A 7228-nucleotide genomic window follows, 5' to 3' on the forward strand; every position below is an offset into this window, starting at 1 on the left:
CTACTCTCTTACCTTTGCTTCTTGAAAATATTGAATCAGGGCTTCTTCATCAACGATTTTACGATCAATTTTAAAATACGCTCGTTGCTCTTCGGCGATCACGACCGCTTCAAACACACCATCATAGGCGCACATTTTTTGCTGTATGTTTTCAATTTCATCCGGCTCAACCGAACCGATTGATACGGATGCAATACTCCAAGGCATGGGTTTTTGCATAGTCAGAGCCAATGCAAACCATAAACTTCCGATAACAATCGTAAATCCAAACACGCCATTATAACCATAGGCTTGATATAAATAACCACCGATTGCACCACCTACCGCCGCGCCTAAGAACTGACTGGTCGAATACACGCCCGAGGCCGTGCCTTTTTTATCCGCTGGGGATAACTTTACCACCAAAGAGGGTAAAGAAGCTTCCAACACATTAAAGGCGGTAAAAAATAATAGCAACCAAACAAACAACCAAGCATAACCGGCATGCCATTGGCTCATACCGAATTGAGCGAGTGTGATCATTAAAATCGCACCGGCGAACACCATTTTCATACGACCAAAGCTTTCGGCTTGAATAATAAGCGGCACCATCAACACAAATGATAATAGCATCACGGGCAAATAAATTTCCCAGTGACTGAGCGAATCCAAACCGGCTTGATCACGTAACAAAAAAGGCACGACAATAAACATGGCGGTTAACACCGCATGCAGTACAAAGATACCCACATCCAAACGCAAAAGCTGAGTATTTTTTAACACGGCCATAAACTGTGCTGGGACCGCTTGCGCCTCACGTTGAAACTGCTGGTTTTTGATTTCAGGAACCGCAAATATTACTAAGAACGCGCCCATAAGCGCCAAGCCTGCGATCACCCAAAAAATTCCGCGCACGCCCACCCATTCAGCTAACACCGGGCCAGCAACTAAAGATAAGGTAAACGACAAGCCGATTGTAATCCCCACAATCGACATGGCACGTAACCGATAAGGTTCGCGCACTAAATCGGCGACACTCGCGGTTAATACCGCTGCGACCGCCCCCATACCTTGGATCGCACGTCCGACAATCATCATCTCAATCGAATCGGCTAGTGCACACACAATTGAGCCAATAAAAAACACGCCCATGCCAACCAATATCAGGGGTTTGCGTCCAAAGCGATCGGATAATATGCCATAGGGAATCTGCAATAAGGCTTGCGTCAAACCATAAGCACCAATCGCCAAACCGATTTGAAGGCCCGTAATCCCTTCAAACTCTTGCTCCGCAAACAAGGCAAACACCGGGAAAATCATAAATAAACCCAGCATGCGCGTAGTAAAAATCCCCGCAATGGAGAAAGTGGCACGTCGCTCAATCGGATTCATGCGACGAGATAAAATTTCAGACATAACGAACCTTTAATTCTTAAAACCAATAGGCACTATAATAAATGCCGAGATTATAACACCTAGGAAGCGCAAAACATGAAAAGCCTCTACCCCGCCAAACCGAGCTTTATACTTTTGTCATTCATGTTCTGGATGGGTTTAACACTGATACCAGGCCTGGTATTAGCCGACCCGACACCACATCGCATTAGCTTTAGTGTGACTGAGCAGCAAACCATCCAAAATGATCACCTACATGTCGTCTTTGCTGCGCAATATCAGGCCAGCACAGCCGAACAAGTCAGTCAGCGAGTCAACCAAATTATGCAAACGGCACTGAGTGAACTAGCAAGCGAATATCGCCAATATATTCAAACTGGTAATTACCATATGCGCCCACATTTTCAACGCGATGGCCGCATTAGCGAATGGTCAGGTCAGCAAGATTTAATTCTTAACCTGCCCAAAGATGGTGCCGATATTAGTGGTGTACTGAGCAACCTTCAGCGTCATTTGATTTATAAATCGGTTCGAGCGGATATCAGCCAAGACACACGCCAAAAAATCGAACAAGCATTGCTGACTAAAACGATTAAGAAATATCAACAACAAGCTCAGTTTCTGGCTCAAGCCTTTAATGAAAAGCGCTATCGCCTAGCCGAAACACGTGTGCAACCTAGTCATGCGATGCAAGCTCGCCACTTAATGGCGAACGAATCGAATGCACCAAACATCGAAATGGGTTCACAAACACTGAGTGTGACAATTGATGGCGTGCTAGAAATCGACTAATAAACAAGGATAGAGCGTGATAATGCGGGCGATAAAGCCAGTGCCATAAAGTCATGGCAGTTCAGGTTACCTTGCTCTTTATCACGCAAATTAAAGTCTTGACGGACACAATACCCGTCAAGTAATCAGTAGTTTGAAGGCGTCACAAGATGTGATTCAATCAGTTCCGTAATAAACGATGGGTTGATACCTTGAGCAATCACGTCATCAATCCAAAGCGCTTGCTTTTGACCGGCTTCATAATAAGCAAAGCCCACACGATATTCGTCTTCCAAGCGCGCTAACATCATGATCATTTTACGGCCACTGGGTGTGTGAATTAAATGGCAGGCCTGGTTGTCTGCAATCTCAACTTTAATATCTTCCATCGGCTTTTCGGCCATGGCTTGATCAACGATTGCATATAAATCTTTGTAAGTTTCTATCATTATTTTTTATACCTTTTTAAAGCGCTCATTAAACCATAGTTTTTAATCAAATTACCTGGCTCAGCCAAAATCTATTCACCCGTTTTGCGCTCAGATCACCCAGCTTGGCTCTGAATGGCAACTAGATTTTAAATCAAGTTAATTTTAACTCAACTCCAAATCAATTCCGAGACTATAACAATCAAACAACCGCCTTAGCATCGGTAAAAAAACAAACATGATATAATTGCTCTTTTGCGCAAATTGTTGGTTGACCATGCTTGAGAACATCATTATTCGCGGGGCAAGAACCCATAATTTAAAGAACATTGACGTCACCCTGCCACGTGACAAACTAATTGTCATTACCGGCTTATCTGGTTCGGGTAAATCATCCTTGGCGTTTGACACCATCTACGCTGAAGGTCAGCGCCGTTATGTCGAATCTCTATCGGCTTATGCACGCCAGTTCTTGTCTGTGATGGAAAAACCCGACTTAGATCATATCGAAGGCTTATCGCCAGCGATTTCGATTGAGCAAAAGTCCACCTCTCACAACCCGCGTTCTACCGTCGGTACGGTCACCGAAATTTACGACTATTTGCGTCTGCTTTATGCGCGTGCCGGCACACCGCGCTGCCCGACTCATAATGTCGATTTAGAAGCGCAAACCGTCAGTCAAATGGTCGATCGCACCTTAGAACTACCCGAAGGCACCAAATGCTTATTGGTGTCACCAGTCGTGCGTGGCCGCAAAGGCGAACACCATAATTTGCTGGATGAGTTACAAGCCCAAGGCTTTATTCGTGCACGCATAGACGGTCGTCTTATGGACTTGGATGGCACAATTGAGCTGGATAAAAACAAAAAACATGATATCGAAGTGGTGATTGACCGTTTTAAAGTGCGTGCCGACTTAAAACAACGTTTAGCCGAGTCCTTTGAAACCGCACTTAAAATGTCAGACGGTATCGCTCAAGTACTGCCGATGGATGACGAAGACGATTTTGCCCTGCTGTTTTCCGATAAATTCTCCTGCCCACATTGCGGATACAGCGTGCCAGAACTGGAACCGCGTTTATTCTCGTTTAACAACCCGCACGGCGCCTGCCCAACTTGTGATGGTTTAGGGGTTAAAGAAAGTTTTGATGCCGACCGTGTCATCACTCACCCAGAATTAAGCTTAGCGGGCGGAGCGATTCGTGGTTGGGATCGCCGCCACAAATACTATTACGACATTCTTTTGGCCGTCGCCACCCATTACGGTTTTGACATGGAGCAACCTTGGAGTGAGTTGGACGACAAATACAAACAAATCGTGCTATTTGGCTCTGGCAAAGAAAAATTACCGCTACCTCACGGCAAATATTCCGAAGTGCGCCGTTTCGAGGGCGTATTACCCAACATGGAACGCCGTTATACCGAAACCGACAGCAAAACCGTGCGCGACGAGCTCGACAAGTATCGCGTCACCACCCCTTGTAAAACCTGTCATGGCGAGCGCCTAAATGAAGCCGCACGTCACGTATTTGTCGCCGACGTTTCACTTCCCAATCTAACCCATCGTTCGGTGGGCGAGCTGTATGACTTTTTCGATGCCTTGAGCATGCCCGGCTCGAAAGGCCAGATCGCCGCCCCCATTATTAAAGAAGTGCGCCAGCGCTTATCTTTTTTGGTTAACGTCGGCTTGAACTACCTCACCTTAGATCGCAGCGCCGACACCTTATCCGGTGGCGAAGCCCAGCGTATTCGACTGGCCAGCCAAATTGGTGCAGGCCTGGTAGGGGTAATGTATGTATTAGATGAACCCTCGATTGGTTTACACCAACGTGATAATGACCGCCTGTTAAAAACTCTGACGCATTTACGTGATTTGGGTAATACCGTGATTGTGGTTGAACACGATGAAGATGCGATTCGTGCCGCCGATTACGTGCTTGATATCGGTCCAGGCGCCGGCATTCACGGTGGCCGCATTATGGCGCAAGGCACCCCAGCTGAAGTCACCGCCAACCCGCAGTCCTTAACTGGCCAATATTTAAATGGTAGCCGTGCCATTGCGATACCAGAATCTCGTTTAAAACCCTCAAAAAACTGGTTGCGCATTATTGGCGCGTCTGGCAACAACTTGAAAAACGTTACCCTCGAAATCCCAGCCGGTTTATTAACCTGTATTACCGGGGTTTCAGGATCAGGTAAATCCACCTTGATAAACGGTACCCTGAGTAAAATCAGTGCCAACGAACTCAACGGCGCCCTGCACACACCAGCCCCTTATGAAAAAGTCGAAGGCTTAGAGCACTTCGATAAAGCGGTCAACATTGACCAAAGTCCAATTGGACGCACCCCACGCTCCAACCCGGCCACCTACACAGGCTTGTTTACACCGATTCGTGAACTGCTCGCCACCACGCCAGAAGCGCGCGCGCGTGGCTATAACCCAGGACGCTTTAGTTTTAACGTCAAAGGTGGCCGTTGTGAAGCTTGTCAGGGCGACGGCGTATTAAAAGTCGAAATGCATTTTTTACCGGATATTTATGTGCCTTGCGATGTTTGTCACGGCCACCGCTATAACCGCGAAACTTTGCAAATTCAATACAAAGGCAAAACCATTCACGACATTCTAGAAATGACGATCGAAGATGCGCGCGCCTTTTTTGATGCGATCCCCGCCTTATCTCGCAAGTTGCAAACACTCATGGATGTAGGATTGGGATATATCAAACTGGGTCAAAGCGCGACCACCTTATCCGGCGGCGAAGCCCAACGTGTCAAACTAGCAAAAGAACTCTCCAAGCGCGACACCGGCAATACTTTATATATTTTGGACGAACCCACCACAGGTCTGCACTTCCACGATATTGAACAGTTGATGCAAGTGGTTTACGAACTGCGTAATCGCGGCAACACCATTGTGATTATCGAACACAACTTAGACGTGATTAAAACCGCCGACTGGATTGTTGATCTTGGTCCAGAAGGCGGCGATGGCGGCGGCCAAATTGTCGCAACTGGCACACCAGAAGAGGTAGCAAACAACCCAGACTCTCATACCGGTCACTACCTAAAAACCTGGTTAAAATAAACCAACGCTAGACTAACCACCAGGCCTGGTGGTTAGTTTTTTTTACACCTTTATTAGTCTTCTTTTCCTGTCCGCTTGCAAGCCAAAAATAGCCAACCCTACTTTAGCGCCATATAGTGAAATACTATTAAAATCATAAAATTAATTCCGCTTGTAAAACTTCGGTGTAGAATCATCTAAGACATCTCATTTGAATTCTTGGTGAGCGGTCGCTCAAATCCTAAAAATAACAAAGGGGGATTTATGAATTCTAGCAACAGTAGCGCAGGTAAATGTCCAGTCATGCATGGTGCCAATACCGCCATGGGTACATCCAATATGGATTTTTGGCCCAATGCACTTAATCTCGACATCCTTCACCAGCACGACACCAAAGTGAATCCAATGGGGCCGGACTTTAACTACCAATCCGAACTAAAAAAACTAGACTTCGACGCCCTTAAAAAAGACATGCACGCGCTGATGACCGACAGCCAAGACTGGTGGCCAGCGGATTGGGGACATTACGGCGGACTCATGATCCGACTATCCTGGCATGCCGCAGGCTCTTACCGAGCCGCCGATGGTCGCGGCGGTGGGAGCACAGGCAATCAACGTTTTGCCCCGCTCAACTCTTGGCCGGATAACGTCAACCTCGACAAAGCACGACGTTTACTCTGGCCGATTAAAAAGAAGTACGGCAACAAAGTCAGTTGGGCGGATTTAATTGTTTTAGCCGGCACCATTGCTTATGAAAATATGGGCCTTAAAACATTTGGTTTCGGTTTTGGACGTGCGGATATCTGGCAGCCGGAAAAAGACACTTACTGGGGTGCGGAAAAAGAATGGCTTGCGCCCTCGGATGAGCGTTATAGCAATGTGGATGACCCCAGCACCATGGAAAATCCACTCGCCGCCGTACAAATGGGTCTAATTTACGTTAACCCGGAAGGCGTCAACGGCCAACCCGATCCACTAAAAACCGCCTTGCAAGTGCGCGAAACGTTTGCGCGTATGGCGATGAATGATGAAGAAACCGTTGCTCTCACCGCAGGTGGACACACCGTCGGTAAATGTCACGGAAATGGCCGCGCCGAAAACTTAGGGCCAGATCCCGAAGGCGCCGATGTCACCGAACAAGGCTTGGGCTGGATGAACCACAAAACCCGCGGGATTGGACGCGATACGGTATCGTCGGGCATCGAAGGCGCCTGGACAACCCATCCAACTAAATGGGATAACGGCTATTTTTACCTGCTCTTCAACTACGACTGGGAATTAAAAAAATCGCCAGCGGGCGCTTGGCAATGGGAACCGATCAATATCAAAGAAGAAGATAAACCAGTCGATGTCGAAGACACAAACATACGTTATAACCCAATTATGACCGATGCCGATATGGCGATGATTAAAGACCCGATTTACCGTGAAATTTCGAAGAAGTTTTATGAAAACCCTGATTACTTATCCGAGGTGTTTGCGCGCGCTTGGTTCAAGCTCACCCACCGCGACATGGGGCCAAAAGTGCGTTATATCGGGCCAGATGTGCCGACGGAAGATTTAATTTGGCAAGACCCGGTGCCGGCTGGAC

General features: G+C 47.2%; 5 protein-coding genes. 3 read left to right on the forward strand and 2 right to left on the reverse strand.

From position 1 onward, the window contains the following. The gene (locus VIM91_RS02670; protein WP_331863279.1) at positions 1-1395 is read right to left on the reverse strand and encodes an MFS transporter; all 1395 of its coding nucleotides are present in this window, start codon (positions 1393-1395) and stop codon (positions 1-3) included. 75 nt (positions 1396-1470) lie between these two features. Here VIM91_RS02670 and VIM91_RS02675 point away from each other — a divergent pair, with 75 nt between their 5' ends. Then, on the forward strand, positions 1471-2166 hold the full coding sequence (locus tag VIM91_RS02675; RefSeq protein ID WP_331863280.1) for an SIMPL domain-containing protein: 696 nt from the start codon (positions 1471-1473) through the stop codon (positions 2164-2166). 125 nt (positions 2167-2291) lie between these two features. Here the strand turns inward: VIM91_RS02675 and VIM91_RS02680 are convergent, their stop codons facing one another. Then, on the reverse strand, positions 2292-2594 hold the full coding sequence (locus VIM91_RS02680) for a hypothetical protein (protein WP_331863281.1): 303 nt from the start codon (positions 2592-2594) through the stop codon (positions 2292-2294). 256 nt (positions 2595-2850) lie between these two features. Between VIM91_RS02680 and uvrA the strand changes: the two genes are divergently transcribed. After that, positions 2851-5658, forward strand: coding sequence for an excinuclease ABC subunit UvrA (gene uvrA / locus VIM91_RS02685; protein WP_331863282.1), 2808 nt, complete (start codon positions 2851-2853; stop codon positions 5656-5658). Between the two features lie 243 nt (positions 5659-5901). After that, on the forward strand, positions 5902-7228 hold a 1327-nt coding region (locus VIM91_RS02690; protein WP_331863283.1), incomplete at its 3' end, for a peroxidase family protein.

Origin of the sequence: Thiomicrospira sp. (genome assembly GCF_036568485.1) — a bacterium.
Classification (GTDB): Bacteria; Pseudomonadota; Gammaproteobacteria; order Thiomicrospirales; family Thiomicrospiraceae; genus Thiomicrospira.

Bases quoted from the DNA above. Each gene is read 5' to 3' on its own strand.
- VIM91_RS02675 (WP_331863280.1), top strand. From the start codon at position 1,471: ATGAAAAGCCTCTACCCCGCCAAACCGAGCTTTATACTTTTGTCATTC.
- uvrA (WP_331863282.1), top strand. From the start codon at position 2,851: ATGCTTGAGAACATCATTATTCGCGGGGCAAGAACCCATAATTTAAAG.
- VIM91_RS02680 (WP_331863281.1), bottom strand. From the start codon at position 2,594: ATGATAGAAACTTACAAAGATTTATATGCAATCGTTGATCAAGCCATG.
- VIM91_RS02670 (WP_331863279.1), bottom strand. From the start codon at position 1,395: ATGTCTGAAATTTTATCTCGTCGCATGAATCCGATTGAGCGACGTGCC.